This window comes from Bifidobacterium sp. JNUCC 75 (assembly GCF_054819865.1).
Genome location: NZ_JBTHIF010000001.1, coordinates 581,545 through 605,383, shown reverse-complemented (window position 1 = coordinate 605,383; position 23,839 = coordinate 581,545). Strand labels below are relative to the sequence as shown.

General features: G+C 59.3%; 22 protein-coding genes, 1 tRNA gene and 1 pseudogene. 10 read left to right on the top strand and 14 right to left on the bottom strand.

The window, feature by feature from the left end; genetic code table 11:
* Positions 1 to 25: 25 nt before the first annotated feature.
* Positions 26 to 1,585 (top strand): ClC family H(+)/Cl(-) exchange transporter, encoded by a 1,560-nt coding sequence (locus tag ACVWNW_RS02570; protein ID WP_454483346.1) that lies wholly within the window; start codon positions 26 to 28, stop codon positions 1,583 to 1,585.
* Positions 1,586 to 1,595: 10 nt separating this feature from the next.
* On the opposite strand, the gene ACVWNW_RS02565 is transcribed toward ACVWNW_RS02570, so the two are convergent.
* A complete protein-coding gene (locus tag ACVWNW_RS02565; protein WP_454482864.1) occupies positions 1,596 to 2,207 on the bottom strand; it encodes a Type 1 glutamine amidotransferase-like domain-containing protein in 612 nt (203 codons plus the stop codon).
* Positions 2,208 to 2,379: 172 nt separating this feature from the next.
* Between ACVWNW_RS02565 and ACVWNW_RS02560 the strand changes: the two genes are divergently transcribed.
* Positions 2,380 to 3,099, top strand: coding sequence for an HAD family hydrolase (locus tag ACVWNW_RS02560; protein WP_454482862.1), 720 nt, complete (start codon positions 2,380 to 2,382; stop codon positions 3,097 to 3,099).
* 8 nt (positions 3,100 to 3,107) lie between these two features.
* Here ACVWNW_RS02560 and ACVWNW_RS02555 read toward each other — a convergent pair whose 3' ends face one another.
* Positions 3,108 to 3,809: a LuxR C-terminal-related transcriptional regulator gene (locus ACVWNW_RS02555; RefSeq protein ID WP_046323273.1), complete on the bottom strand. Its 702-nt coding sequence runs from the start codon at positions 3,807 to 3,809 to the stop codon at positions 3,108 to 3,110.
* A gap of 98 nt (positions 3,810 to 3,907) precedes the next feature.
* The gene (locus ACVWNW_RS02550) at positions 3,908 to 5,194 is read right to left on the bottom strand and encodes an ATP-binding protein (RefSeq protein WP_052733421.1); all 1,287 of its coding nucleotides are present in this window, start codon (positions 5,192 to 5,194) and stop codon (positions 3,908 to 3,910) included.
* Between the two features lie 140 nt (positions 5,195 to 5,334).
* Here ACVWNW_RS02550 and ACVWNW_RS02545 point away from each other — a divergent pair, with 140 nt between their 5' ends.
* Complete coding sequence (locus ACVWNW_RS02545; RefSeq protein ID WP_454482860.1) at positions 5,335 to 7,239, top strand: PspC domain-containing protein; 1,905 nt, start codon at positions 5,335 to 5,337, stop codon at positions 7,237 to 7,239.
* A gap of 355 nt (positions 7,240 to 7,594) precedes the next feature.
* Here the strand turns inward: ACVWNW_RS02545 and ACVWNW_RS02540 are convergent, their stop codons facing one another.
* From ACVWNW_RS02540 to ACVWNW_RS02505, 8 genes are all read right to left on the bottom strand, one after another.
* Positions 7,595 to 9,151 (bottom strand): alpha/beta hydrolase family protein, encoded by a 1,557-nt coding sequence (locus ACVWNW_RS02540; protein ID WP_454482858.1) that lies wholly within the window; start codon positions 9,149 to 9,151, stop codon positions 7,595 to 7,597.
* Positions 9,152 to 9,216: 65 nt separating this feature from the next.
* Positions 9,217 to 9,852 carry a DUF4125 family protein gene (locus tag ACVWNW_RS02535; protein ID WP_198229609.1) on the bottom strand — a complete coding sequence of 212 codons (636 nt, stop codon included), beginning with the start codon at positions 9,850 to 9,852 and terminating at the stop codon, positions 9,217 to 9,219.
* A gap of 12 nt (positions 9,853 to 9,864) precedes the next feature.
* A complete protein-coding gene (locus ACVWNW_RS02530) occupies positions 9,865 to 11,904 on the bottom strand; it encodes a DUF4037 domain-containing protein (protein WP_454482854.1) in 2,040 nt (679 codons plus the stop codon).
* Positions 11,905 to 12,031: 127 nt separating this feature from the next.
* The gene (locus ACVWNW_RS02525) at positions 12,032 to 12,613 is read right to left on the bottom strand and encodes a hypothetical protein (protein WP_454482853.1); all 582 of its coding nucleotides are present in this window, start codon (positions 12,611 to 12,613) and stop codon (positions 12,032 to 12,034) included.
* Positions 12,606 to 13,808 (bottom strand): AAA family ATPase, encoded by a 1,203-nt coding sequence (locus ACVWNW_RS02520; protein WP_454482851.1) that lies wholly within the window; start codon positions 13,806 to 13,808, stop codon positions 12,606 to 12,608. The genes ACVWNW_RS02525 and ACVWNW_RS02520 overlap by 8 nt, the downstream gene beginning before the upstream one ends.
* Positions 13,809 to 14,012: 204 nt before the next feature.
* A complete protein-coding gene (locus tag ACVWNW_RS02515; RefSeq protein ID WP_454482850.1) occupies positions 14,013 to 14,579 on the bottom strand; it encodes a hypothetical protein in 567 nt (188 codons plus the stop codon).
* 137 nt (positions 14,580 to 14,716) lie between these two features.
* Positions 14,717 to 14,977, bottom strand: a complete 261-nt coding sequence (locus ACVWNW_RS02510; RefSeq protein ID WP_454482849.1) for a hypothetical protein — start codon at positions 14,975 to 14,977, stop codon at positions 14,717 to 14,719.
* Positions 14,974 to 15,456, bottom strand: a complete 483-nt coding sequence (locus ACVWNW_RS02505; RefSeq protein ID WP_232348708.1) for a hypothetical protein — start codon at positions 15,454 to 15,456, stop codon at positions 14,974 to 14,976. The genes ACVWNW_RS02510 and ACVWNW_RS02505 overlap by 4 nt, the downstream gene beginning before the upstream one ends.
* 338 nt (positions 15,457 to 15,794) lie before the next feature.
* On the opposite strand from ACVWNW_RS02505, the gene ACVWNW_RS02500 reads away from it, so the two are divergent.
* Complete coding sequence (locus tag ACVWNW_RS02500; RefSeq protein WP_454482845.1) at positions 15,795 to 16,193, top strand: helix-turn-helix domain-containing protein; 399 nt, start codon at positions 15,795 to 15,797, stop codon at positions 16,191 to 16,193.
* A 93-nt stretch (positions 16,194 to 16,286) separates the two neighbouring features.
* Positions 16,287 to 16,457: pseudogene (locus tag ACVWNW_RS02495) on the top strand (tyrosine-type recombinase/integrase); the annotation flags it as partial.
* A 99-nt stretch (positions 16,458 to 16,556) separates the two neighbouring features.
* On the opposite strand, the gene ACVWNW_RS02490 reads toward ACVWNW_RS02495, so the two are convergent.
* Positions 16,557 to 16,630 (bottom strand) — tRNA-Pro (locus tag ACVWNW_RS02490).
* 127 nt (positions 16,631 to 16,757) lie between these two features.
* Here ACVWNW_RS02490 and lysS point away from each other — a divergent pair.
* From lysS to ACVWNW_RS02470, 4 genes are all read left to right on the top strand, one after another.
* On the top strand, positions 16,758 to 18,386 hold the full coding sequence (gene lysS, locus ACVWNW_RS02485; protein WP_454482843.1) for a lysine--tRNA ligase: 1,629 nt from the start codon (positions 16,758 to 16,760) through the stop codon (positions 18,384 to 18,386).
* A 24-nt stretch (positions 18,387 to 18,410) separates the two neighbouring features.
* Positions 18,411 to 19,391, top strand: coding sequence for a 1,4-dihydroxy-2-naphthoate octaprenyltransferase (menA, locus tag ACVWNW_RS02480; RefSeq protein ID WP_454482841.1), 981 nt, complete (start codon positions 18,411 to 18,413; stop codon positions 19,389 to 19,391).
* 66 nt (positions 19,392 to 19,457) lie between these two features.
* Positions 19,458 to 20,405, top strand: a complete 948-nt coding sequence (menA, locus tag ACVWNW_RS02475) for a 1,4-dihydroxy-2-naphthoate octaprenyltransferase (RefSeq protein WP_454482839.1) — start codon at positions 19,458 to 19,460, stop codon at positions 20,403 to 20,405.
* A 67-nt stretch (positions 20,406 to 20,472) separates the two neighbouring features.
* Positions 20,473 to 21,213: a phosphoglyceromutase gene (locus ACVWNW_RS02470; protein WP_024626731.1), complete on the top strand. Its 741-nt coding sequence runs from the start codon at positions 20,473 to 20,475 to the stop codon at positions 21,211 to 21,213.
* 181 nt (positions 21,214 to 21,394) lie between these two features.
* On the opposite strand, the gene phoU is transcribed toward ACVWNW_RS02470, so the two are convergent.
* On the bottom strand, positions 21,395 to 22,072 hold the full coding sequence (phoU, locus tag ACVWNW_RS02465) for a phosphate signaling complex protein PhoU (protein ID WP_046323257.1): 678 nt from the start codon (positions 22,070 to 22,072) through the stop codon (positions 21,395 to 21,397).
* 201 nt (positions 22,073 to 22,273) lie between these two features.
* Here phoU and ACVWNW_RS02460 point away from each other — a divergent pair, with 201 nt between their 5' ends.
* Entirely contained in the window at positions 22,274 to 23,524 is a 1,251-nt protein-coding gene (locus tag ACVWNW_RS02460; protein ID WP_454482836.1) for a sensor histidine kinase, read from the top strand.
* On the opposite strand, the gene ACVWNW_RS02455 is transcribed toward ACVWNW_RS02460, so the two are convergent.
* Positions 23,457 to 23,744, bottom strand: a complete 288-nt coding sequence (locus tag ACVWNW_RS02455; protein ID WP_046323256.1) for a hypothetical protein — start codon at positions 23,742 to 23,744, stop codon at positions 23,457 to 23,459. The two genes, ACVWNW_RS02460 and ACVWNW_RS02455, sit on opposite strands and share 68 nt — an antisense overlap.
* Positions 23,745 to 23,839: the final 95 nt, after the last annotated feature.

The window sequence follows — 23,839 nt, the reverse complement described above, 5'->3', positions numbered from 1 at the left end:
GAGGAAAGGGCCGTCGGCGGATGAGATGGATCAGGACAATCGTTCCGACCCGGTCCAGGCGACCAGGCCGGGTCGAGCCAGCCGGTGGCTGGTAGCGTTCAGGGCCGCCTGTTGCGGACTGCTGGTGGGAGTACTGGTTGTGCTCTACCGGCAAGGCATCGGCTATGGCACCCGGTTCGCTCGATGGGCCTACGGGCAGATGCGTGATCAGCCTCTGATGATCCTCCCTTGGCTGTTGGCCGCCCTGCTGGTAGGCCTGGCTCTGGCCTGGATGGTCGGCCGGGTTCCCATGGCCTCAGGCTCCGGCATTCCGCAGGTGGAGGGAGTGGTCATCCATGGCATGCGCATGCCTGCTCTGCCTGTGCTTGGCGTACGATTCCTGGGCGGTTTGGCCTGCGGCATGTTCGGCCTGTCTTTAGGGCGCGAGGGACCTTCGGTGCAGATCGGCGCGGCCGGTTCCCAACTGGTTTCCCGAGGGTTGCGCCGAGACCGTGTGGAGGAGACCTGCCTGGTGACTTCCGGTGCGGCTGCCGGTCTGTCTGCAGCATTCAATGCGCCGCTTTCGGGGATGGTCTTCGCTCTGGAGGAGATCCACAGGTCTTTTTCTCCCATGATTCTTCTTTCGGCGGCCATGGCCTGTCTGAGTGCTGATTTCATCGCCAAGAACCGCTTCGGCCTGCGTCCGGTCCTGGACTTCACTGCTATGCCACAGCTGACCATCGGCCAGTATCTGCTGATGATCCCCCTTGGGCTGGTGGCAGGTCTGGTGGGAGCTGCCATGAACCGCCTGCTGCTGGGTGCTCAGAGTCTTTACAGCCACCTGCCCTCAAAGCTGGGACCGGTGATCTCCCTCTTCCTGGCTCTGCCGGTCGGATTGCTGCTGCCTGCCGTCCTGGGTGGCGGCGAGGACCTGATCGGCAAGGCGGAAGGAGTTCGCGAGCTGGCCTGGTCGGTGGCCATGAACCTGTTGATTCTGCTTCTGGTCAAGATGCTCTTCACGGCCAGTTCCTTCGGCAGCGGCGCCCCCGGCGGCATCTTTATGCCCATCCTGGCAGTCGGCACGCTGACTGGGTCCCTGTGCGGTATGGGTGCAGCCGCCCTCGGAATGCCCGTCCGGATCATTCCGGTATGCGCGGTCTGCGCCATGGCAGGCACCCTGACGGCCTCGGTCAAGGCTCCCATAACATCCATCCTGCTGACGGTGGAGATGTCTGGATCCCTGGTTCATATGCTTCCTGTGGCTCTATGCGCCTTCACCGCCCTGATGGTGTCCGATTTGCTGCGAGTCGAGCCCATTTACGAGGCTCTGCTGGAGCGTTATCGACGCGGACATGCTCCCGATGCCCAGGTTCCTGACAGGGTCACTGTGGAGTTTCCCATAGAACATGGCAGTCCAGCGGCTGGTCGTCTGCTGGGACAGGTCCCCTGGCCGCACGGATGCGCCGTAATCGGTCTTCGCCGGGGCGAGCATAGGCTAATTCCCGCTGGTGATCTCCGGCTGCTTGCTGGGGATGGTGTCATCCTGCTCTGTCCGGGTGATCGTCTGGATCAGGCCCGCCAGGTCATGGAAGGTCTCTGTCGCTGACTGGCATTCTCTAAAGAATGGTCAGGCACTGCCCGCGAATCGCCACGGCTTGGGTGTTGCTGATGGCCACCATGGGCTCATCGTCGCCGTAGCGGTCCAGAATTTTTCTGGTCACCTCGGCGAAGGGCTCGGAATCAAGATGGGGCAGGAGGCGGAAGTCCACCAGGCCCAGCCCGGCGGTGGAGTCCAGATCCGGGGCGGCCGAGCGCGGATCCATGGCATCCAGGAAGCCGATGTCGGGACCGGTCACCACTGCGCCGGCCGATTCGCCGATATAGGGTTTGCCTTGATCCACCTGTTGTCTGATCAGATCAGCAGCTCCTGAGCGACGCAGCTCCTGCAGCAGGAAGAAGGCGTTGCCGCCGGACAGGTAAATAAGGTCGTCCTTCTCCAGACTGCGACGCATGGTCTCCGGATCGGCGGTCGAGACTTCCAGGTCGTCGATTCGGCAGCCCATGTCGGTGAAAGCCTGGCGAGCTTCCTGGACATAACTATCTGAACGTTGTGGAAGGTTGGCCGTGGGGATGAAGGCCACCGTATGATTTTCGGGCGAGCCTCCGAGGAAAGCGGGCAGCCTGTCAGCGGTAGCGGAGAATGAGGATGTGAGCAGCAGCCGACGCATAACGGCTCCTTTCGTGCCCGGCGGGACTTCCGTCTTGGGCAGGTCGCAAAACGTAAGATCCGACCATTGCTGGCTTCAATATATCCATTCGGTGGCCTTCACCTAGTGATTGACCACGTGCCTTCTGGATTCTGCCGCAGGTTCTGTAGGTCCAGATGTTTATTCTGGGGGCATGGCAAGGCAGCATCGGGAGTTCCAGCAGGGATTAAGCCAAGGCATATCGGGCGACCTGCCAGATGAGGATATATTCAACGATGACCGCCCCGACCCAGCGGCCCCAGGTGGCAGCATCCTCTTCGCTCTGCCTGGGATCCTGGTGGACTGGGACCCGCGTCGAGCCTTGGTCGGGCATTATCCTGACGGAGTGATTGATATGGTTCTGGACCCGGAGGACCAGTGGGGCTTCGCTTGTGTCAGAAGACAGATCAATCTGGGCGTGGACCCACAGCAGGCATTGGCCGATTATGAAACCACTCACGGACCTGCGGTCGCTTGGGTGGTTCGCGTTTGTCTGGAAAACTACACCTTGGCGGTTAAGGGCCCGCTCCCTGGAGCATCGGATCTGCTGGGGTATCTGCGGCGAGCTGGCCTGACCCTTTGGGGCCTGGCGACGACGACCAGTCAGCTGACCGAAGCGGTGTCAGATGCCCTCTCGCCCCTCTCTGCTCTGAAAGGTGTTCTGATCTCATCCGAGGAGCATCTGGATCTTTCCGATCCGCTCTTCTATCGTCTGGCTCTGCGTCGTTTCGCCATCAGCCCCGAGCATACGATCTTCGTCGATGCGGATCCTGAGCATGTGGCTATGGCAGACAGACTGGGTATGGAGGGGATTGTTGCCCGTGATATCAGCAGTCTGCGTCAGCTCCTTGGTCAGCGGGGCATTGACTGCTGAGTGGACGTTCAGACGATGCGACGGTCTGCGGCCCAGCGGGTCAGTTCGGTTCGGTTGGAAAGCTGAAGCTTGCGCAGGACGTTGGAGACGTGGGTCTCAACCGTCTTGATGGAGATGAAAAGCTCGGAGGCTACCTCGCGGTAAGTGTAACCCCGGGCAATCAAGCGCATGACCTCCTGCTCGCGCGCGGAGAGTCGATCCAGTTCGTCATCTTCCACCCGACCGGCATCTGCGGCCTCGTCCTCCTGGAAGGCGGAGAGCACGAATCCCGCCAGCTTGGGGGAGAAGACTGCATACCCCTCGTGAACTTGACGGATTGAGGAGACCAGGTCCTTGGCGGAGATGGTCTTGGTCACGTAGCCACGTGCTCCGGCACGGATGACTGAACCCACGTCCCTGGGCGAGTCGGATACGGAAAGAGCCAGAAAGACCGACCGTGGGGAGAGTGGATGGGAACGGCTCAGAATTTCGGCGCCTCCGCCGCCCTGGCCGCCAGGCACGTGAACATCCAGCAGAACCACATCGGGACGGGTCTGCTCGACCATGAGAATGGAGGACTCCACGTCTGCCGCCTGGCCCACGACGTGGAAATGCGGCTGCAGGGTGGTGATGACGCCGGTACGGAACATCTCATGGTCGTCGACGACGGCTACGCGGATGCTTGCGGGCCCATCCTCGGCTTGATGGGGCTCTGCTGCAGTCGTGGTCATGGGCGTGGTTCAGCCCGCCTTTCCCGACGCGGGTCCTCAAGCGTGGAAAGGATCGGACCGGCATGCGTCTGTGAATGAATGGTTCACCACGTATCCTATCATTGCTGTGCCTCAGTCCCTTTTTCAGCCTGATCAACCTCGCCCTCCTGATGCTGGCTGGCCTCGGACAGCGGCATGTGCATTCTGACCTCGGTGCCCCAGCCCGGGCGGGAGACGATTTCGACCCTGCCGCCACGCCGACGAATCCGACCTATGATGGACTCTCGAATTCCGAGACGGTCAGCTGGAATCGCATCCATATCAAAGCCAGAACCGTGGTCGCGCACGTAGACTTCAACCTGATTCCTGCGAGCCTCGCAATATACGGATATGGGTTCGCCACCGTGGGTGACCGCATTGACCAGGGCCTGCTGGGCCGCGTTGAGCAGGGCGTCGGTCTGCGCGCAGGGCATGGCATCGCCCACGGTGACCACCTCGATCGGCTTGCCTGAATCATCCTCCACCTGTGCGGCTATCTGGCTCAGCCCAGTGCTGACGGACCGGTCTGAGGGAGTGCGTTCCTGATAGAGCCAGTTGCGCAGATCGCGCTCCTGGGATCGGGCCAGGGTGAAGACGGTATGCGGGTCATCGGCATGCAGCTGAATCAGAGCCAGGGTCTGCAGGACGCCATCGTGCAGATGGGCTGCCATATCGGCCCGTTCCTCCTCGCGTTCCTTCATGGCGCGTTCATCGCCCAGCTGGCTGATGATTGAGCCTACCCAGGGCACAACCACTGCTGTCACGCCCACAAGCAGCAGTCCGGCCAGGACTATCAGGGTCAGGGCCCAATGCAATTCCTGTGTGGAGAGCAGGAAGATTATCGCAGCAGACAGGATCAGGGCCAGGCTGCCGATCAGGGCCGGCAGGTGGTAGCCGGTTCCTTGGTTTTCCGGCCTCAGCCAGGCCAGAACCAGCCCAGCGCAAAAAAGCAGGCAGGGGACGACAAAGGCGGGGCGCATACCGCTGTTGAGCAGAAAAACCGTGGTCAGCAGGAGGATGATGCCTAGGCCTGCCAGCAGTCTGGTTATCCGCCCGGGGGTGATGTTGTGGTCCTCCTTCTGACCCGATTGTCCAGTAAGAATGCTGGGTGCCAGCGGAGCCGATCGCGGGTCATTCGGTTGGACCGCCTGGGTGGGATCGCCCTGGGGCAGTATCAACCAAAGGAAGCAGTAGACCACGCAGGTGATCATTTTGGGGGCCAGGAGCACCATGACCAGGCGTATCCAGAAGACGGGAATACCCAGGTGCAAACTGATGCCCTTGCAGACTCCGCACAGGATCCTGCCCTTGTGCGGCCTCATCAGGGGCATGCGCGCAGGGTGCAGAGGAGGTGGTTCCTTCAGCATTCGCTGTTCCTGCATGGGTGCGTTCATGCTTCCATTATCGTTTTCGGATGGTGCCGATAAGGCGATAAACGGAAGAAATCAGGGTCGAATCAGGGTGTTCCCCCATAAGATTTGCGCTCGCTGGGTGTTGTAATGAAGACATGAGTAGCGACATAAACGGCAATGGCCCTGATAACGGCTGGCGGTGGAAGTCCGACAAGTTCTTCCGCGCCTGCAGGGAGTCCTATCTGATCCGCGACCAGGGATGGATCGGCGGCGTCTGCGTAGCCTTGGCCCGTCGGCTGGGCTGGAGCGTAACCCTGGTCAGAGCGCTGATGATTTTGGCGGTCTTTCTCTTCGGCACTGGTGCCGCCTTCTATGGTTTTGCCTGGTTCGTCTTGCCGGATCGGCGTGGGGTCATTATCGCCCAGGAGCTGATTCACGGGATTTGGCATGCTTCCATGGTGGGTATCATCATTTACTGGCTGCTGGCCATCCTGATTCCTGGAGTCGGAATCGTGTCCTTGGCTTTGGGTGCGTTGATTTTGTATCTCCTTATCCGGTGGAGTCGCAATAAGGCCCTGGAGTACCAGAGGGGGTACTGGGCTGGACCGGATGCCGGCAGGCCGGTTTCGGGCGATCCTTGGGTGATGGGACCGCAGTATTCGGAACGGCCGAGTGGTACAGGTTCGCAGTGGTATTCGAATCAGCCTGAGTATCCGAGCTTTTCAGGGTATGAGGGATACCAGGATTACACAGGGACGCGAGGCAATGCACAGACAGCAAGTGATGCGAGTTCGGAAGAACGTAAGGATCAGCCAGAGCATTCCGATTCGTATGGAACTTCGGGGCAACAAGGGGAGGTAACATCTCCTGGACCCATCTATGAGACAGAGGATTCGGCAAACGCCGGCAGCGATTCGAATAATACGCAAGATGGGGGCAATCCCAGCGCTGGTGCAGCTCCCGGAGGTTGGACAGGGGCAGAAGGCCCTGCAGAACCTGCTGGGAACAAGAATCAGTCGTATGGATTCAGTGCCTGGCCGGGCTATGGCACAGCCGGGTCATTCTCGACAGGTCCGGGAATAGCCCGTCAGGGTCCGTCGGTTCCGCCCCGGCTGAGGCGTCGTCCCGCCGGACCTATGCTGGTCAGTCTTCTGTCGGGACTGATCCTGGTCTCCGGAGCAGGTGTCTGGTGGATGGCCATGAACCCCTATCGCGGGTTGAATGCGACCTTGGCCTACGCTCTAATCTGGGCTGGAGGCGTCACGCTGACACTTGGCGTGGTCATACTGATCCTGGGCTTGATGGGCCGCAGGTCAGGAGGATTGACTCCCATTGCCTTGATGGCCAGCCTGGTTGTTCTGATTCTGGCTACCGGTTCGGCCATACCAGGCATTGAGCAAACCCAGAACCGCAGGATCTTGGCCGACTACGCCACAGTTCAAGTTAACGGCAACAACTATGGGCGCTCGTTGGGGGCGAGCAGTGCGGACATGAGACGTTACCGCCGCGGCATTGCGCTGGTCGGAGACCCGCAGGATCAGGGAAGTGCCGTCATTGACCTGACTGGTTATGAGCGGGAACACGGCACCCATCGTGTTCAGATTATGGATGATGCGGTGAGCACAGTCTCAGGTTGCCCGACGGGCACCGTGCGCCTGGCTGTGGCCTATGCTGACGTTCGCTTGCTCATTCCTAAGGGGTGCAGTTTGTCCTATAGGGAACACACCGACCTCTACAGGGTCTTGGGATCAGGCGCGGCTGACTGGATAACCGAGACGGAACAGGGAAACCGGATGTGGTGGGGCAATACGTCGTCATCAGCTGAACGACGCAATTGGGAGGAAGCCCTGCGAGCGTCCAAGGAGGATCAGTGGCATATGCCCGACGATCCCGAATTGATCGTCGAAGCCAATCTCATGGACGGTGCACGGGTCACCGTGCAAGCCCAGGGGAGTGCTACCCAGCCGAAGCGGGCGCAGCTCTACAGCGGCTCGATAAATGAATATTGGGATTATAGCTACAATCCATGGCAGTTTGGGGAGGACCAGGAAGATGACTGATATGCAGCAACCAGAAGAAGGCCAGCCCCAGCCGCTGGATCGTCAGGAGCGCACCACCAAGGTCATGCCGGTTGAATCGCAGGCACCCCCGATATATCAGGTTCGGATGCAGCCGCCGGAGCCGGTCCGTCCTAGCGGCCCCAGCCTGCCGACCATCATTTTTGGCGCCCTGGTTGGACTTTTGGCTCTGACCATGTTGGCTTTAGGATTGGTCTTTCTGCGTTACGGTACGGATCTGACCATAGTCATACCCTGGCAGCGGATTATTCCATTGATTTTTGCCGCCCTGGGCGTGGTGCTGATTGGCGCGTCTGTATTAGCCTGGCTGGCATCAGCAAGGCGCACCCGCTCTGTCTCAAAAGACCAGGATATTCCAGAAGATCAGGCTGCCAAGGATGGTCAGAGACCCCAGCAGGGTCAGGGCCAGGGTCAACCAGTGGCCAGCCCCGGCAACAGCTGGCTTGCCGTCAGATCGGCTGAAGACAGAGGTCAGGGTACTCGCCAAGAGCAGGATGAGTACCAGACACAGGACGGACAACAGGGGCCAGCATGATGCCATCATCGATGACAGATGCATAAGGTCTAGCGCCTGGCGGACCACAGTAAAGGCATAGGCCAGCAGGGCAGCCATAAGTCCTACGGCTAGCAGGCCTAGCGACCAGAGCCGTCCGGTCAGGCCTTTGCTGAAACCTGACTGTCGGTGGTCTTTGCCTCGAGCCCGCAGATGTGAGCTCAAGGCTCCAATCAAGGCAGATAGAAGGGCGACAGCCAGCAGAATGGGACCACTGGCCATCAGAGTCAACAGGGCGGTCAGCGAAGGTATCAACCCTGTATTCGTGTGCTTGGGCACTTGATTGAGCTGATGGGGCTGGCTGCCGGCAATCATAGGCGTTGACCATTGATCGGCTTTGGTGCCCATAGCCACAGCGTTGATCCAGTCTTCCAGATTATGGGTATATCTGGGTTCAAGGGGCAACCCGGCCTTGGCCAGCCGGCTGCCGGTGCGGATCTGATGGTTGGTGGGGTAGTAGCGCAGGGTCACGTTGTCGTTGCCGATCGCATGTGTTCTGCGGATGATCTCGCGCGCACCCTGCTCTACCGGCATGGAGACATCCATGGTGCCGAAGTTGATCATGACCGGCATCCGCAGCTGATCCAGATAGGGCAGAGAGGGGAAGTCGGCGTACTCCAGGCCCAGCAGGGACAAGTCCATGCCCATGAGACGCGGTATAACGTTGCGAATCCCCTTAGGCGCGCCAATCAAGTCCAAATAGCTGGTGGCCGCCATGGCCATCTGCCGTCGTCCCGGGTAGACGGGAGGCGAAGTCAGGATGGAGAAGGCGATGCTGGGATCCTTGGCGGTCATGATGGACGATATCCAAGTGCCCTCGGACTCGGCGTACAGGCCCACCTTGGTTGGATCCACGCCCGGCCAGGATCGCAGACGGTCAAGGGAACGCCCGTAGTCGGCGGCCATGGCCTGGTAGTCGCGATGGAAGGTGGTGTAGGTGTCCAAACGCTTGTCGGGCACCAGTGTGGTGATGCCGGCTGAGGCCATGGCTGAAGCCAGGTCGCCAAATACTTCGGAGGATTTGCCTGTTCCGGCGCCATGGATGAACAGGCAGGCTGGTCCTGTGCCTTTGTGGTCGCTTGGCTCTCTGACGATGGCCTGGATGCGAACTCCGCCAGCCAAAGTGATGCTGATTTTCTGCTCCCTGACTGGGTGGGTGCCCTCAGGGGTCGTGGGGCCCAAACTCGAAGCGACGGCAGTGGAGCGGGTCGAGACCTGCAGATGGTCGCGGTAGGGTTCTACCCGCCAGTCCGGCGTCATGGCTTGGCCCAAAAGGAGCATGACCAACAGGATGACCACAAAGGAGGCGGCGGTGAAACCCGCCCGTTTCAGCTTTTGCACCCGTCAACTCTACCCGACAGCACGACTGGTTGCAGAGATAGACCTCATGATTGTGGTTCAGGTGGTCAGTTCTGGGCCTGTTCGGCTTCGTCCAGGGTTTCAAAGCCGTTCATCTGCACTGTGGCCAGGATGGTTTCCTCGGTCAGGTTGCCGCCCCGGGCCTCGATCTGGCCCACCATGGATTGGTAGAGATCCAGCGTCCTGGCCGAATAGGTGCCCAGTTCGCCACGCAGATAGGTTTCGAAGGAGGTGGCCTCCGGAGTGTCTTCACTGGTGCGCAGGACTCGCATCTCCTGACCTAGACGGGGGTAGCGCTCGCGGAAGTCCTTGGCCCAGGCCACCTGCCGGTCGATGATGTGCTCCTGCTGCTCCTGGCGATCCAGGCCCAGCCTGGGCAGGTAGGGGGCAATGCTGCTGTGGTACTGGTCCGGGGCGGTGGATTCCATCATCCGCCCATACTTTTCGGTCAGCAGGTTGCGTCCCTGTGCGTCAGCCTGATCCAGATCGTCTGCATAACTGGCCAGCAGGGGATGAGGCCAGGTCAGAAACTGGCTCAGGCGCATCTGATGGAACATGGGCCAGTTGCCCTGACAGTTGGCCGGGCCACCCTCGTTGTTGACCTGCTGGAACTGTTCCCATTCGTGGCGGACGATCCCCTCACGCAAGGACTCATCATCCTGACATTGCTTGTCGTTTGCCATCCTTGGCTCCTTTCAGATGCTGTGCAGAACCGGATCGTCGCTGGAAATGTGGGCCTCGACATAGGGGCGCTGCCATTCCAGGAAGGTTTCCGGGCTGTTGGTCAAGCCCTCCGCTTGCAACTCTTCTACGATTCTTGCGCAGATGGACTCTACAAGCTTGGTAATGCGTTCGGCGGCCGGCCGAGCTCCCTTGCCGCCTTCGCCAAAGCCTTGCCCCCCGTAGCAGGCAGCCGAAGCCAGGCGTAGGATGTCCTCCAGGTGCTCGGTCAGGTCGGACAGCCTGGTGGCCATTCGTCCGCTCAGTCGGCGAAGGGCCGCGAAGGTCCACTTGTAGTAGGGCAGATAACCGACTGTCAGCGGATTGTTGATCAGAAAGATCAGGGAGGCGCAGGCTTTGACGAATTCGTCGATTGACAGCATGGCTGCAGCCCCATCACCCCGCTGCAGACTCCGCGGCAGGTTGTACTGGCCCGCCTGAGCAATCATGCCCAGCCGGCGGGAGATCAGGCAGAAGCGCACATTGTCGGGCATGGCCTTGAACCCCTGCCGGGTGGCTAGCATCCGTCCCAGAGGATCCGCGAAAATCTTGCCATTAGTGGCTGCCGCCAGCGTAGCCTCATCCAAAAGCAGCCACTCGTGGGGGTGATCTTCCGGGGGCGCCTGCCGGTAGCCGGTCAGGGATTCGAAGAAGGCGCCGATCTCGAAGACGCCCACGCGGCGGTTGTCCCCCTTTGCTCTGACGCTGTCGGTCCGCGAACCGAATCCCATGAACTCAGTAGGCAAGGCCTCATAGTCCTTCTGCAGCTGGTCGCCGATGGCCTGGTAATCCTCGCTGGTCAACCACAGGCAGAAGCCGGGGCCGAAATCGTGATCCCGGGAGATGGCATCGTCAAAGCCGTAGCAGTCCGAGCCATGGCCCATCAGGCCCACGGCGATCCGGTTGCGATACTGGGGATAACGTTCCTCCAGCATGGGACGGCCCACCTGCTCCCAGTAAGCCTTGGCCAGGTCCAGCCCTTGAATATCCGGGCGGGAGTCATGTTGATCGTTGTCATCGTTCTGATTCCTGGTCGGGGTCTGGTTTGTGCCGGTCTTCGGCTGGCTGGATGCTACTTCGCCAGTCTGGTCGGGTAGGTCTTTGTCCTCGTTTTCCTCGGCAGCGGTCTGGGCCTGGTCCAGATTGGCCTTGGTGATCTGGTAGTAGTCGCTACCCTTGCCGTACCGGTCCTCAATGATGGCCAGGGCCTTGCGGTAGGTGTCTGCCGACTGCCTGAAGCGACCGGTCATGTAGCAGACCTGGGCGAAGCCAGCCAGGGCCGAGGCATAATGTGCGCTGTTTTCCAGGTGGCCGGTTCGATAGATGTCCAGGGCTGTGCGGGCCTGGTCCCAGGCCTCTTGCAGAGCCTGCGGATTGTCGTTGCGCTGCATGAGCAGGAGGGCCAGATTGGTGTGGGTGGAGGCCAGATCCAGATCCCGGGATGGATCAGTACTGGAATTCTCCAGGATGTTCATGGCCTGGCGCAGCTCCTGTTCGGCCTGGTCGGGCCGGTCGGTTTCGCTGTAGAGCATGGACAGGTTATTGTGCAGGGCCGCCAGCCGCCGGTCCTTGGGCCCAAGGGTTTTGGCTGCGGAGGCAAGCGCCTGCCGGTAGAGGTCTTCAGCCTGGTCGTACTTCTTGGCTGCCCGCAGACCTGTGGCTGCATTGATCAGGGTGGTCGTCCAGGCATCGGACCCCTCGATGCGCATTCGGGAGGCAAGCTCGATGGCCCGCTGGATCATCCACATGTTCTCTTGGTGGCGGCCCTGGGACCGGTAAAATCCTATGGTCTCGTTCAGTACAGTCAGCAGTCCGGCATCATCGCCTGCATTCTCCGCATCCACCAGCGCCTGTTGCAGGTAGGGTTCAGCTTCGTCGCGAGCCTTGCCGGCGCTGAAGATGGCATCCAGACCGTCGAGGAAGGCTTGGGTGTCGAAGGTGCCGTCCGGTTGCATGTAGGACTGTTGGGGTTCTTTCTGCCTGCTGCCTAAAATCGGTGTCTGGTCCTGGCTCATTTGGCTCCCTTGCTGTCAGGGTATCTGTAGGTGCCGGTTCCTCGTGGAGCTCTAGCGCCTGGTCGCTTCTATCTATCAGTCTAGGCTGATGGTCTTTGATGGACTTTAGTCGGCTATGTCGCCTAGGTCACACCTGCTCGGTGCAGCTGTCTGAATAATCAACGAGTATCTCGGCCAAACATCGCTCATGGTTTTGGAAGTGATGGTTTCTTCGGCACTGCTCAATGACACGGCAGAGCTCATCCGCATCGTTCCAATATCGGCGTAGGAAAGCATACTGCTTGATCTTGCGCAACCCCAGTTTCTCCTTGCAGAATTCGCTGGGTTTCATGTTATTGACATGCGTCCAGGCCCTATAAGCCCCCTCTTTGATGATGGCCAGGATCTCGATCTCCGGACGGGTAGTCAGTGTAAATACACGGGCTTTAGACTGGTACAGAGGCGACAAGTGAAAGCGCTCATTTGGCGAGTCAATAATACGGACGATATTCACGCACGAAGAACCATAAGTAACGGAAAGGAACCGTTCCTCGATATCCCTATCCTTCCGGCAGCGGGTATAAAGCCGACCAGTCTGCGGATCCTCAATAAGCGAATCTTTAGGAATGATCAGTTTTCCTTCTGCCAGCAGGAGTTCAAAGATGACGCTTTCGGCAGATCCCTCGCAGATAACCAAGGTAGGTTGGTTATATATTGCTTGACTACCCATGAACCGTATCCTTGACGTAGCTCCGCAGGTCGCTAATGGAAGCGGCTGAGGGTGCCGTTCCTTGCAAGGCACCTGACATGAACTGAACGCTCTTCTTCAGTTCACCGCGTGTGACAAGTTTGTTGTATCTGACCAGTTGGAATCCCGCGTTCTCATGTCTGACAGCGAACCAGATGTTGTCCTTTCTGGTGAAATGATCCAGCAATTCAGGGTAGTGCGTAGAAAAAACGAGTACTGCCCCATGCGGGTTAGTGGCGGGAGAGGAGAACAAATCGATGATGGCGAATACCAACTGCTTGTTTATGCTGTTTTCGATTTCGTCGAATAGTAGGTAGCCTCCTTGTGCAAGTGTTTCGATAGCATGCTGCGCCAGGGATGTTCCGCGAAATGTTCCCGCCGATATCATGGCCATAGCTTGTGAGGGATCACAATTACGTTCAAGCTTTTCGTTGCGGAACTTGATATGGAATTGGTGATCGCTTACTTCTAAGTGTTCGATGGTCGGATCGAATAGGCGCACCACTTGGGATGGAGGAGTGACGGGAATGGACATTTGCAGCGGATTTTGCAGACAGATGGTGACCATGGTCTCCTTGGCCCGCAAAATCCCGCTCATCAGAGAGCGATCGGGGGGTAAGAATCTCTTGACGTCCTCAGCCAGCTCCTTTTCGTCGCCGGACTTGTTCATTCCCCGAGTCGCTACAGTCACCCAGGATTCTTCATCGCCATCAATGGTTCTTCTCAAACGAATCTTGCTCAGGCTTCTGCCCGCATACTGGCACAGCCGTTCCTTTTCAAAAACCAAGGGAGAGTCGGCGGTGGCCTCGTTCTGACCTGCGCGTCGAAGTGTGGCATTGAGTAGCCAAGCATCGCCGTCTTCTTCGAAGATAATGCGTGCTGTAATCGTAGGCTCAAGAATGTCCATCAGCGAATCGATGGTGGAGCGTTGAGTACCCAATGAGGCGCCCCTGGCAATGTTGATGATTAGAGAAAGTAGGCGTAGATCAGTGGTTTTGCCGGAGGCATTGATGCCGGAGATGCCAATGGCTGTAACGATGCCAAGCGGTGAGGTGGTGCCCTGAAGGCGATGGGTGAAGCTGCCATCGGTAATCCTATCCTCGGCGAACAGGATCATGCGTAGTGCGCCCTTGTCGTATAAACGAAGTCCCTTGAGGTCAAAGGCTAAGATCCGCATTATGCTCCTTTGAACAGAATATTTGTTTATATGCTACACCTGAATGTTGGTGATTGGTTATTATGTGCCGAGGAACCCCAATATTAATGCAGCAGGAAATTTCAGAATCGTCGGGGCTGTGATCCTTGAACTTATAAAACGCGAGAAAAACGAGAATCGCTTTTGCTTTTTAAGAAGAGAAAGAGAATAGCGAGGTTAATATTCTTACATACATCCGTCTTCAAAAGCTTCGTAACGGCCGGCGGGCGCAACCGCCGCGGAATATTCGGGGGCCGCGGGCGGCTCCTTCTCTTTGTCGGGCTCCTGGGCGGTGACCTCCTGCACGGGCTCGTTTGGTGTGACGGCCAGGGTCGGCTCCGCTTCAGCTCGCTTCTTGGCAGCTGCGCCGGCGGTCTTCCTGCTACCATTGATGACCCCATTCAGGCGTGCGGCGGCCTTGCAACCGAAAACGGCCAGCCCGACGAAGAACTCGATGCGGATGCGGTAGGCGGGCTTGTCCTGCAGCTGGCCCCGATCCTGCACGTTGACGCCCCCGTTGGTCAAGCCGGTGACCGCCTGGTCGCCTTCCGAGGAGCCGTATCGTACTGCGTAGATGCTGGAGGTGGCTGTCGCTGTGCCTTGAGTCTCAGATTGTGCGAGGATCCCCGTGTTATCCGGGTCGATGCCGGCTTCCGGACTGGGCTGGCCTCCGCCGGAACCGGCTTCCCCCTGCGGGGAGTCGGCCAGACGCATGTGGAGCCTGTCTAAACGATGGATGAAATGCATGGGCATGGTTGCTCCTTGGTAATCGGACGCACGATTAGCGACGCAGCATGCGGGGTCCGCGGAAAACTCGATGGCCCGTCGGGGCATGGAAAAGGCCACCCCGGTAAGGGATGGCCTGGAAAGCAATTACAAGTGTGCCCGGGTTACGCCCTCGCGCCCTTCAGGATGTCCGCGTACTCCTGACGGTCGTCCTCGTTGAGGCAGGAGAACGCCTGCACGAGCACGTCACGGGGGACGTCCACCTGGTACGAGGGGATGGACGCCACGGCGTAGGACAAGGCGAAATACGGCTCCCCGGCCTCGAAACCGCCGTCAAGCGCGATGAGCTCCCACTCGTCCATGACCGGCGCTAGGTAGGGCCTCAGCCGGCGGAAAGCCTGTGCTGCTTCCTGATCAGTCGTCATGCCATCTCCTTTTCCTCGCCCACCGTCGGGAACGCAGTGTTGATCATGTATCGTCCGCGGGTGTTCCGTTTCTTCCGCAGCCACACGCGGATGATCTCCTCACCGACCAGCCTATACCTTTCCTCCCGGTTCCCGTCCTTCATGCTCCTGACAAGGTCGGGTGCCGCCACGGTCTCCAGGACCTCATGCCTGACGCGCTTCTCGCTCCACGAGGAGGGGAACGCGGTCTTGCCGGGCACGAAGGTCCCTGGCCTGTGGTTGCCCAGGATGTGTTCCCAGACCTGCCGGTACGGCTGGATGACCTCGTCGGGCCACGGCTTGGACAGCGTGCAGCGCCCGTTGTGGAAGGAGCCGCCGAGGGTGGAAGCCCCTGCCGACCAGCATGACGCAGAAAGGGCACGGGTTGCTCCTGTTTCAGAGGCTCTGGTCGCCCAGCAATGACGATCTGCCCTTATCACGTCGTCAAGATCCGCGAGCACGTCAAAAAGATTTGGGCAAGACCAGCCTTTTCATCGCTTCTCCTTCCCTGCGAGCAATGATGATGCCGGAGACTCCCCGTCGCAGTCATTGAGTGCTTCGCATGGATCGACACCGACTTCTTTTGACTGCTGTATGAACTTGCTGAGCATCATGTCGCCGGCTTAAACCGGGCGTTCAATGTGGGCCTGGCTATGTGCAGCGCTGATGTCAGTTCGGTTTTGGATTGCTTGTTTGTCAGTGCCGTTTTGCGAAGCACGTCTATGGCCCGAGCAGCAAGTCTATAAGAGCATTCTTTTACTATGTTAAACTCGCGTTGCGATTTATAAAAAGCTGTTACATGTCTGATCTGATTGCCATGACAAAGTACGCGCGCGTTTGGACACTGACTGATATTACGGGTATGAGACTTATTTCCGAAAAGCGAGATGAGTCACCGTTTCAAATATCCGACTGCGCGCTCGCTCGTGCCATTGACGTAAGTGCGCCAAGAGTCAGCGACCTTTTCAATTGCAGGCATGGGTCGCCTTCTTTGCGTGAGTTTATAGCGCTGTGCCGAGTCTTCAATCTCAATCCAGCCTCAAGGCTAGAGCAAGCATTGCAGCTAAGCCGGCAAACCGAAGAACAAAAGGGTAAAGCTGAGAAGCTGGATCAGGTTGCGGCTCATCCGGAAGATTTCGATATAGCCGCTCTGCATGATCCCAATGAGGCGATGGAAATGGAGACACCACGAGATTGAGTTCAGGGGGAGCTTCCATGGATACGTGAAGTCGGTGTCGCCGAAGGACGGCGGCAAGTGGTTCGCCCGCGCGTGCGATGCGGCCGGGTTGAACGGATGACCATCCATGACCTACGACACACGGCGGCCAGCCTGATGGTCAAGAGCGGGGCGAACGTGAAGGCCATCCAGCGGTAGCTGGGGCACACGTCGACCGCGATGACCTTGGATGCGTATGTGGATCTGTTCGACGATGACCTGGATTCGGGGAGGGGGAGTCGATGAACGAGTTGCTGCTGCAAAGTGCGCTCAAAATCGGTTTCGCCGGCTGCGTGATGTGCTCTAAACGTTGAAATCCCGGCCCATTCGGACCAGGATAATTTGTCGGGGTAGGGGGATTTGAACCCCCGGCCTCTTCGTCCCGAACGAAGCGCGCTACCAAGCTGCGCTATACCCCGTGACAACGTTCTATATAGTACACGTACCGTCGGCCAAACGCCATCGTCTGCGCGGCGCGGAGTCCCAACTGCTTGCCGCTCGGCGGTGCAAGGGCCAAGTACCGGCTCATGCGTAAAATAGCGATTTATGAATGACTCATCGGAAGAAACCCCTCGTCTGACGACGGTCGAGCGCGCTCAGGCACTGCTCGAGCAGGATATGGCCATCACAGAGAAGATTGATCAGGGCGCCCAGTTGGATGACGCCATCGATCCCGGCAACCTGACGGACGGCGCTGAAGGCCATCCCGAACAGGTGCGCATGCGTGTGGCCAAGAGGGCGCTCATGCTTAAGGAGGGCATCGAACCCTACCCGGTCCATCTGGATGTGACCGACCGCATCGAGGATGTGCGGCGCAAGTATCAGGACCGCCTTGAGCCGGGCCAGGAGACCGAGGATGTAGTTGGCATCGCCGGCCGAGTCCTTTTCCTGCGCAACGGCGGCGGCCTCTGTTTCGTCCAGCTGGCGGCGGGCGACGGCACCCGCATCCAGGGCATGATCTCCAAGCGTGAGATAGGTGCTGATTCTCTGAAGCGATTCAAGCAGCTGGTCGACTTGGGCGACCACCTCTACCTGCGCGGCCGCGTGGTCGCTTCCAAGACCGGCGAGCTCTCCGTCTTCGCCACTGAGTGGAACATCGCGGCCAAGGCCCTGCAGCCACTGCCAGCCCTGCATAAGGAACTGAGTGAGGAGCAGCGCACCCGCAAGCCCTACCTGGCCATGATCGCCGATGAGGATGTGCGGGCCATGGTCCGCCGCCGTTCCAAGGCCGTCTCCTCGCTGAGGCGTACCTTCGAGGACCACGACTTCATGGAGGTCGAGACCCCCATGCTTCAGACCGTGCATGGCGGCGCTGCGGCCCGGCCATTCACCACGCATATGAACGCCTTCGACATCGACCTTTACCTGCGCATCGCCCCTGAGCTCTTCCTCAAGCGTTGCCTGGTGGGCGGCATTGAGCGGGTCTTCGAGATCAATCGTGACTTCCGCAATGAGGGCGTGGATGCCACCCATGCCCCGGAGTTCACCATGCTGGAGGCCTATCAGGCCTACGGCACCTATGACACCATCGGGGAGCTGACCAAGGAACTGATCCAGAAGGCGGTCATGGCCACGGCTGGTTCGTTGAAGGTGACCCTGCAGGATGGCAGCCAGTATGACTTCGGCGGTGATTGGCGCCAGATCAGCATGTATGAGTCCCTTTCCGAGTCCTTGGGCGAGGAGATCACCCCGCAGACCAGCGTGGACCATCTGCGGACCATCGCTGACAAACTGGGCCTGGAGGAGGAGCCTGCCGAAAACCACGGTAAGCTGGTCGAACACCTCTGGGAGCACTTCTGGCAGGACAAGCTGTATGAGCCGACCTTCGTGCGCGATTTCCCGGTCGAGACCTCGCCCTTGGTCAAGGCCCACCGCACCAAGCCGGGCGTGGTCGAGAAGTGGGATCTCTATGTTCGCGGGTTCGAATTGGCCACGGGCTACTCCGAACTCAACGATCCGGTGGTCCAGCGGCAGCGGTTCGTCGAGCAGGCCAAGATGGCCAGCCGCGGCGATGTCGAGGCCATGGATATTGACGAGGACTTCCTGGAGGCCCTGGGCGTAGGCATGCCTCCCGCTGGCGGCATGGGCATGGGCATCGATCGTCTACTGATTGCCCTTACCGGTGCATCCATCCGCGAGACCATCACCTTCCCCCTGGTCAAGCCGCTGGTCTGAGATGATAAGAGGGGAGGGACGGTCATGAATATCAGGCTGTGGATGGATGGCATGCGTCCCCGGACGCTGCCTGCCTCGGTGGCGCCTGTCTGCGTGGGCGCTTCGGCTGCACTCTTGGAGCGGTCACGGCTCTTGGAACAGTGCACCAGTTCCTGCTCGCCCACGCCTGTCGACCCTGCCCTGAAGGCGGCCACACCGGGACGACTGGCCTTGATCGTGGTCTTGCTGGTCCTGCTTGCCCTGTCTATGCAGATCGCAGCCAACTTCGCCAATGACTATGCCGATGGTGTTCGCGGCACTGATTCCGGCCGTGGCGGCGAGGAGGCCACCTCCGGCAGACCCAGACGTCTTGTGGCTGCCGGAGTGCCGCCCAGGAAGGTGCTTTACGCCACCATGATCTCGGCGGCCTTCACCTGCTTGATGGGTCTGGCCGTCATGGCACTGACCGGCCACTGGTGGATGATCCTGGTCGGGGTCTGCTGCCTGATCGCTGGCTGGTGTTACGTGGGCGGCCCGCACCCATATGGTTACCACGGGCTGGGAGAAGTCAGCGTCTTCATCTTCTTCGGTTTGGTGGCCACCCTGGGTACCGAGTACTTCCTCATTAATAGGGTCGATGCCGCCGGCATCCTGGGTGCCTGCGTATGCGGGCTCAATGCCGTGGGCCTGCTCATGCTCAACAATTACCGTGACCTGGACGACGACCGCCTTGCCGGCAAGCACACATATGCAGTTCTTGTGGGGGCGCGCGCAGCGGCGATCTCCATTTATCTGGTCTACATCCTGAGCTTTGTTCTGGGCCTGATTCAGTTCGTTCCTGCTGTCATGCGACGTGGCCTGCCCGGTTTCCCTCTTGTGCTGATCCTCCTGCCAGTGGCCGTTGTCTTTCTGCTGATTTGTCGAGCCTTTGCTCGTGGCCAGGTGCCCAAGGCTTTTGGCATGGCGGGTAAAGGCACCCTGGTCTCCGCCCTGTGTTGGTCGGCGGGCCTACTCCTGCAGCTATGAAAATCTTGATACCCTCATAAGGGAGCGGTCCGACTTTCGAGCGATTTGGTGGATAATCAGGCAATCATGTTCATCACACTTCGGGAATACAAGGACGCGCTGCGACCCTCGGCCTTGCTCTGCTCGCCCACGCCGGTTCTGATCGGCACGGCGGTGGCCCTCCGGCAACTGTTCAACCAAGGGCTTGGGCCGGATGTGCGCTTCTGGCTAACTGCTCTCTTATGCTGTCTGACGGCTGTGTTCATCCACAGCACCTGCAATCTCGCCAATGACTACTTTGACGGAATCAGGGGTACTGACGAAGGTCGTAGCAGTCTTTCAGGCGCCGGGGCTGACGGTTCGGTGCCTGATCTGCCCAGAAGAGGCGTGGCCGGTGGCGTGGAGCCTCGCAAGGTCCTGCTGTCTGCCTATCTCAACATCCTTATGGCCTGCCTGTCTGGTCTGATTCTCTGCTGGGTGACTGGCCACTGGTGGATGATTCTGGTCGGCATCTTCTGTCTGCTGGGTGCCTGGTACTACACGGGTGGCAAACACCCTTACGGCTATAGGGCCATGGGCGAGCTGAGCATCATGATTTTCTTCGGCCTGGTGGGCGTGCTGGCCACCCAGTACCTGGAGACTGGCAGCATCGACCGCCACGGGTTCATCGGCGCGCTGGTTGGTGGTCTTATCTGCATTCCTGTTCTGGAGATCAACAACTATCGTGACATCGATGCGGATCCTCTGGCTGGCAAGTACACGCTGTCTTCCTTCATCGGAGCCAAAGGCACGCTGATTCTGATGGGGTCCTGTTATGCCTTGGCTGTGATTCTGGGAATCGTCGAATCATGGTCCCTGTCCGGCGGTTCCCTAGCCGCCGCTTGGCCTCGCCTGCTCTGTCTGTTGCCCGTCCTGGCCTTGGCCATCGCCACCACAGTGGCCAGCTGCCGGAACCGCTTCAGTAGGGCATTCGCGCTGTCGGGCTATACGGATCTGCTGACAGGGTTCTGCTGGCTGGGTGTCTGCCTGCTTTAAGCGACCGCTTTACTGGGGTAGCTGTAGGTCCGCCGAACAGTCCCTCTTAAGTCTTAGAATTTGCAGTATGACCTACAAACTAGTATTGCTCAGGCACGGCCAGAGCGCATGGAACAACACCAATCAGTTCACCGGCTGGGTGGACGTCCCGCTGACCGAGCAGGGCGAGCAGGAGGCCCGCAAGGGCGGCAAGCTGCTCAAGGATAAGGGTGTTCTGCCGGACATCGTCTTCACCTCCCTGCTGCGCCGCGCCATCAACACCGCCAACATCGCCCTGGACGAGGCCGACCGCCTTTGGATCCCCGTCAAGCGCGATTGGAGGCTGAACGAGCGTCACTACGGGGCTCTGCAGGGCAAGAACAAGACCGAGATCCGCGAGAAGTACGGCGACGAGAAGTTCATGCTTTGGCGTCGTTCCTATGCCACCCCGCCGCCTGAAATCGACCCTGACGACGAATACTCGCAGTCCCACGATCCCCGGTATGCCGGAGCTCCTGTGCCCCGCGCCGAGGCACTGGCCAACGTGGTCAAGCGCGTCACCCCCTACTGGGAGAGCGATATTGTTCCTGAGCTCAAGACCGGCAAGACCGTCCTGATCGCCGCCCACGGCAACTCGCTGAGAGCCATCGTCAAGATGCTCGATAACCTGACCGAGGACGAGATCGCCAAGGTCAACATCCCCACGGCCATCCCCCTGGTCTATGAGCTGGATGAGAACTTCAAGCCCATCAAGCCTCGCGGCGAGTACCTGGATCCTGAGGCAGCCGCCGCCGGTGCTGCTGCTGTGGCGGCCCAGGGCCAAAAGTGACATCCAAATTCATCCGATGATGTGAGCCGGACTTTGGATACAGAGCATCCAAAGTTGTTGAGGTGGTGTCCTTGCTTTTGTAGAGGGCACCACCTTTGGTGTTCCCTGGAAGTTATGGAAGTAAAAAGGGCCTCCACCCGACCAGCTGTCAGGTGATGAGTAGCCCTTTTGCTATATATGTTCAGTCCAGATCGAGGTCGAGATCTTTGGGGTCTTTTGAGGGGTCGAAGCCCGAGACGATGTAGACCACGCGGCGGGCCGCCGATACGCCGTGGTCTCCCAGCCGCTCCATGAACCGTGCCACCAGAATCAAGTCGATCAGCTGCTGCCTGGACCCCTTCCAGTCGTCTGAGAGGGCATAGCTGAAAGTCTGTTGGTGGAGCTTATCCATCTGATCATCGCTGACGATGATCTGCTCGGCTATGGTCGTGTCCCTGTCGGAGAGCATCTCAACCAGACGGTCGGCCATGACATCCAGAAAGTCCTGCATCTGTTTGAACAGGGGAATGACCTCGGCGGGCAGGGTCGGTTCAGGGTAGGAGCGCCTTGCAGTCTCAGCAATGTGCCTGGCCAGGTCTCCCATACGCTCAAAGGTTGCCGACAGGCTCAGGGTGGAGACCACCACCCGTAGATCAGTGGCCACAGGGCTCTGCTTGGCCAGGAGCCTGATGCATTGATCGATGATGCTGGCCTGGAGGTTGTCTATATCGGCATCCCCGTCGATGACTTCCTGGGCCGTTTCCACGTCGCAGTCCATCAGGGACCGTCCCGCTTTTTTGATGGCATCGCGAACCTTGGCAGCCATCCGATCGAGATCGTCGGCGACCAGCCCCAGCTCCTCGTTGAAAATCACGCGCATTGTTCTTCCCTTTCGGCCTCGGTCAACGATATGACTACAGTCTATGTGACCAGGGTGGCAAGAAAAAGCCAGCCCCGAAGAATGTCGGGCCATTGGAGCGGCAATCACTGTCGGGTATGCGAGAATAAAGCCGGAACGGCCGACGAGACTTGGTTGATGTCGCAGTGTCCGGGGTCGGCGCCGGACTGGAGGGAAGTCCTTATGAGAGGGTTCATGGACCGCCTGCGCAGCCTTATGGGCAACCGGAGCAAGGATGGCGAAGAGGCCGACGGTGAGGCTTTGGAGGGCTCGACCCAGGCCTTGCTGGCACTTATCCCCGCCGCCACCGTTGTGGTCGATGGCGATGACGAGGTTGTGCGCTCCAGCCCGGATGCCTACAGGCTGGGAATCGTCAGCAACGACGAGATCTCCAATCCGAAGATCACCGAAGCTGTCGCGCAGGTACGGCGTTCGGGCGGTCGACGCAGCTTTAATCTGATTACGCGAACACCTACCGAATTCGCTCTGGATGTCGCAGCTGAGAGCGTGGAATCCGATAATTGGGATATCGACGAGGCCGAGGATCCCGGGGACGCGACCCATGTTCAGGCCCAGGCGGTTTCCAGAAGGAACTGGCTCAAGGTCACTGTGGGGCGGATCGACCGGTCCTTGGTGGTGGTGCTTATCGATGACGTGAGCGATTCGGTCAGGTTTGTCCGGACCAGGGACGCTTTCATGACCAATGTATCCGAGCAGATGCTCAAGCCGGTCCAGGCCCTGGAGGAGCTGGCGACACAGCTCAAAACCACCTCCCATCTGGAGGGGGATGACCCAGAACTTCTTCGTAGCCACCTGCGCAGCGTTTCCAAGGACGCCTCTTCTGTCCAGCGATACAGCGCCTATCTGGCGCATGTGCTCAAGGATCTTCTTTTGCTGATTCGGGCTCAGGAGCGAATCAAGCCCAGCAGGGAGAATGTGCTTGACGTAGCTGAGCAAATACGTGCAGTGGTGCAGGATGAGCAGAATGGAGCGGATCAGGCCCATGTGACCCTGCGATGGCGATGCGACCAGCCGCTGACGATTCATGGCGACGGGCAGCAGATCAGAGTGGCTCTGGCCAAGCTGGTGGAGAACGCTATCTCCTATTCGCCTTCAGGCTCTACCGTCTCCCTGGTGGCACAGGCCTCCAAGGATGGGCACTACGGAATCATCAGGGTGGTAGACCACGGCCGAGGCATATCCAAGGCGGACCAAGACAGGATCTTCGAGCGCTTCTACCGTGCCGACAATCAGAGTGAAGAGACTGCCGTAGGTATCGGCCTAGGGCTGGCCATCGTCAAGCATGTGGCTCTGACCCACCATGGCTCGGTCACGGTCTGGAGCGCGCCGGGAGAGGGGAGCACATTTACGCTGATGCTTCCTCTGGCTCAGGGTCCGGTTGCTGGGCAAGGCGGCGATAATCCCAGCGATTGAAATGCTCCCAAATCAACAGCAGAATGCCAACGCCAACCCCGGATAGGCAGACAATCAGAGGCTTGGTGACCGTCATTCCGGTCAGGGCCAGAATGCCCACCACGGCCAAGGCCAGAATCCAGGCGCCAGTACCGAGCAGGAAGATGCGTCGCAGGTCAACCTGCACGGGCCGAGGCGAAGGCCTGCGGGCATCCGGGTCGAAAATGGGAGCCAGCTTCATACCTTTACTGTACCGTTCGCAATGACATGCGGCGACCCCCTCGCCTTGCCCAGGCCTCGGCCCTTGTCTTATCATGACGGGGATTGGTGGGTTCG

Coding starts and splice junctions, on each gene's coding strand:
- ACVWNW_RS02510 (WP_454482849.1), bottom strand. CDS start 14,977: ATGACGACTGATCAGGAAGCAGCACAGGCTTTCCGCCGGCTGAGGCCC.
- lysS (WP_454482843.1), top strand. CDS start 16,758: ATGAATGACTCATCGGAAGAAACCCCTCGTCTGACGACGGTCGAGCGC.
- ACVWNW_RS02500 (WP_454482845.1), top strand. CDS start 15,795: ATGTCTGATCTGATTGCCATGACAAAGTACGCGCGCGTTTGGACACTG.
- ACVWNW_RS02555 (WP_046323273.1), bottom strand. CDS start 3,809: ATGACCACGACTGCAGCAGAGCCCCATCAAGCCGAGGATGGGCCCGCA.
- ACVWNW_RS02470 (WP_024626731.1), top strand. CDS start 20,473: ATGACCTACAAACTAGTATTGCTCAGGCACGGCCAGAGCGCATGGAAC.
- ACVWNW_RS02460 (WP_454482836.1), top strand. CDS start 22,274: ATGAGAGGGTTCATGGACCGCCTGCGCAGCCTTATGGGCAACCGGAGC.
- ACVWNW_RS02550 (WP_052733421.1), bottom strand. CDS start 5,194: ATGCTGAAGGAACCACCTCCTCTGCACCCTGCGCGCATGCCCCTGATG.
- ACVWNW_RS02570 (WP_454483346.1), top strand. CDS start 26: ATGGATCAGGACAATCGTTCCGACCCGGTCCAGGCGACCAGGCCGGGT.
- ACVWNW_RS02525 (WP_454482853.1), bottom strand. CDS start 12,613: ATGGGTAGTCAAGCAATATATAACCAACCTACCTTGGTTATCTGCGAG.
- ACVWNW_RS02455 (WP_046323256.1), bottom strand. CDS start 23,744: ATGAAGCTGGCTCCCATTTTCGACCCGGATGCCCGCAGGCCTTCGCCT.
- ACVWNW_RS02545 (WP_454482860.1), top strand. CDS start 5,335: ATGAGTAGCGACATAAACGGCAATGGCCCTGATAACGGCTGGCGGTGG.
- phoU (WP_046323257.1), bottom strand. CDS start 22,072: ATGCGCGTGATTTTCAACGAGGAGCTGGGGCTGGTCGCCGACGATCTC.
- ACVWNW_RS02565 (WP_454482864.1), bottom strand. CDS start 2,207: ATGCGTCGGCTGCTGCTCACATCCTCATTCTCCGCTACCGCTGACAGG.
- menA (WP_454482839.1), top strand. CDS start 19,458: ATGTTCATCACACTTCGGGAATACAAGGACGCGCTGCGACCCTCGGCC.
- ACVWNW_RS02515 (WP_454482850.1), bottom strand. CDS start 14,579: ATGCCCATGCATTTCATCCATCGTTTAGACAGGCTCCACATGCGTCTG.
- menA (WP_454482841.1), top strand. CDS start 18,411: ATGAATATCAGGCTGTGGATGGATGGCATGCGTCCCCGGACGCTGCCT.
- ACVWNW_RS02530 (WP_454482854.1), bottom strand. CDS start 11,904: ATGAGCCAGGACCAGACACCGATTTTAGGCAGCAGGCAGAAAGAACCC.
- ACVWNW_RS02560 (WP_454482862.1), top strand. CDS start 2,380: ATGGCAAGGCAGCATCGGGAGTTCCAGCAGGGATTAAGCCAAGGCATA.
- ACVWNW_RS02535 (WP_198229609.1), bottom strand. CDS start 9,852: ATGGCAAACGACAAGCAATGTCAGGATGATGAGTCCTTGCGTGAGGGG.
- ACVWNW_RS02520 (WP_454482851.1), bottom strand. CDS start 13,808: ATGCGGATCTTAGCCTTTGACCTCAAGGGACTTCGTTTATACGACAAG.